This is a genomic window from Bordetella petrii, assembly GCF_020991325.1.
Lineage (GTDB): Bacteria > Pseudomonadota > Gammaproteobacteria > Burkholderiales > Burkholderiaceae_B > Bordetella_A > Bordetella_A petrii_E.
This window is the reverse complement of sequence record NZ_JAJMLX010000433.1, coordinates 1-2,338: the sequence shown is the minus strand read 5'-3', so window position 1 is coordinate 2,338 and position 2,338 is coordinate 1. Positions and strand designations below refer to the sequence as shown.

General features: G+C 65.8%; 3 protein-coding genes. 1 reads left to right on the top strand and 2 read right to left on the bottom strand.

Features of this window, described 5'->3' with window-relative positions:
* Positions 1-144: 144 nt before the first annotated feature.
* Together LPZ50_RS24160 and LPZ50_RS24155 are read right to left on the bottom strand one after the other, a co-directional pair.
* Positions 145-558, bottom strand: a complete 414-nt coding sequence (locus LPZ50_RS24160; RefSeq protein ID WP_230665380.1) for an ExbD/TolR family protein — start codon at positions 556-558, stop codon at positions 145-147.
* Positions 555-1,175 (bottom strand): MotA/TolQ/ExbB proton channel family protein, encoded by a 621-nt coding sequence (locus LPZ50_RS24155; RefSeq protein ID WP_230665379.1) that lies wholly within the window; start codon positions 1,173-1,175, stop codon positions 555-557. The genes LPZ50_RS24160 and LPZ50_RS24155 overlap by 4 nt, the downstream gene beginning before the upstream one ends.
* A gap of 345 nt (positions 1,176-1,520) precedes the next feature.
* Here LPZ50_RS24155 and xseA point away from each other — a divergent pair.
* A partial coding sequence (xseA, locus tag LPZ50_RS24150) for an exodeoxyribonuclease VII large subunit (protein WP_230665378.1) occupies positions 1,521-2,338 on the top strand: 818 nt, incomplete at its 3' end.

Genomic DNA, 2,338 nt, shown 5'->3' with positions numbered 1-2,338 from the left:
CGCGGTACACCGGCCGCAGCCCGGCCTGGTAGCGGGTGCGGCGCCGCGCCACGTGGCGGGCGGTCAGGGCGGCCAGCGGCTGCAGCAGGCGGGAAAGCCAGCTGTCTTGTTGCCAATGGCGCTCGGGAAACGATGAGGACGGTTTCACCGGGCGTTCTGGGCGGCGAAATTGACCCGGCCTATGCCGGCCAGGCGGGCGGCTTCCATGACATTGACGACCGACTGGTGCGATGCCTGGGCATCGGCATGGATCACCAGCAAGGGCTGGGCCTTGCCGGCGGCCGCCTGCGCCAGGGACTGGGCGATATCGGCCGCGCCGGCGGCATCCACCAGCGTGCCATTGACCGCGTAGCGGCCTTCGCGGCTGACCGCGACCTCGATGGCGGGCGGCGTGTCCTGTTCGATGGCCGCCTCGGGCAGGGCGACTTTCAATTGGGTATAGCGCGCGAACGAGGTGGTGACGGCCAGGAAAATCAGAATCACCAGCAGAACGTCGATTAATGGGATCAGATTGATCTCGAGATCGTCGCGTTCGCCGCGCGTGCCACGGAAATTCATCGCGCGGTACCTGGCGCTGGGGCCGCCGCGCTGGCGCGCGCCACGCGCGCGGCGACCTGTTCCATGGCATTGAGCAGGTTGTCGACACGGCCGCGCAGATAGCGGTGGGCGATCATGGCGGGAATGGCGATGAGGATGCCGAATGCAGTGTTATACAGCGCGATGGATATGCCACGGGCCAATTGGGCGGGGTCGCCCCCCGACGGCGTGTACGAACCGAAAATCTCGATCATGCCGACCACGGTGCCGAACAGCCCCATCAGGGGCGCTATGACGGCCACGGTACCCAGCGCGGGAATGTAGCGGTTCAGGTCATGCGCCACGGCGCGCCCAACGTCTTCGACCGAGGCGCGCTGGGCTTCGCGCGGCTGATGCCGCTGGCGCAGCACTTCGGCCAGGATGCGGCCCAGCGGCGAATTGCGTTCCAGCCGGACCAGGGCTTCCGGTGTGTCCTGGCCGTTGCGTTGCATGTCCAGCACCTGGTCGGCGAGCCCGCGGGGCAGGATCAGGCTGCGCCGCAGCGACAGCAGGCGTTCGACAATCAATGCCAGGCCCAGGATGGACGTGACGAGCAGCGGCCAGATCGGCCACCCGGCTTCGCGGACAATGGACAGCAAGACTTGGGCTCCTGGGGGAGGCAGCGCCAGCGCGGCGCGGCCGATTTCCAGGGCGAACTGTAACGGGCGGAAGGCCCCCTGGCAAGACCGGCGCCCGGCCGCAAACTATCCACAATTTTTGTGGATAATTCTGTGCAGAACTTGCCCCAAACACGGACAAATGCTGGCTTCGGGCTGGATCGGGGCTGGGTGGTGTGTTTATGACAGGCAAATTTCTACATAAAAATCAAATACTTGAATCTAATTTGCTAGCGCTGCGGGCATACAGCAAGATGGGACCGGGCCGCGATATCATTTAGCCCCGCCCAGCCAGCCCTGTGGACAGGTACCTCTCTGGAAAGCCTTATGACAATTGAATTTCCCGTAAAAAACGACGTATTTACGCGGGATATCATGACAGTTGCCCAGTTGAATCAAGCAGTGGGCCAATTGCTGGACCGTAACATCCCCGCGCTGTGGGTGCGGGGCGAGATCTCCAATTTCACACAGGCGGCGTCCGGCCACTGGTACTTCACTTTGAAAGACAGCCGGGCGGCGGTGCGTGCGGTGATGTTCCGCAGCCGTGCCTCCGCGGTCGGCTTCGTGCCGCGGGCGGGCGACCAGGTCGAGGTCAGGGCGCGGGTGTCGCTGTACGAGCCGCGGGGCGATTACCAACTGCAGGCCGACGGCATGCGCCGGGCCGGATTAGGCAATCTGTACGAGGCCTTCCTGCGGCTAAAGGCACAGTTGGCGGACGAAGGCCTGTTCGATCCGGCCGCCAAGCGGGCGCCCGTGGCCTTGCCCCGCGCCATTGGCGTCATTACGTCCCTGCACGCTGCCGCGCTGCGCGACGTGTTGTCGGCCCTGGCGCGGCGGGCGCCGCAGGTGCCGGTCATCGTCTATCCCGCGCCGGTGCAGGGTGGCGACGCCGCCGGCAGGCTAGCCGCGCAGTTGCAGTTGGCCAACGCGCGGCAGGAAGTAGATACCCTGCTGCTGGTGCGTGGCGGGGGCAGCATCGAAGACCTGTGGAGCTTCAATGACGAGACGCTGGCGCGGCTGGTAGCCGCCAGCGCCATACCTGTCATCAGCGGGGTGGGGCACGAAACCGATTTCACCATCGTGGATTTCGTGGCCGACGTGCGCGCGCCCACGCCGACGGCCGCGGCCGAACTGGCCTGCGCCCC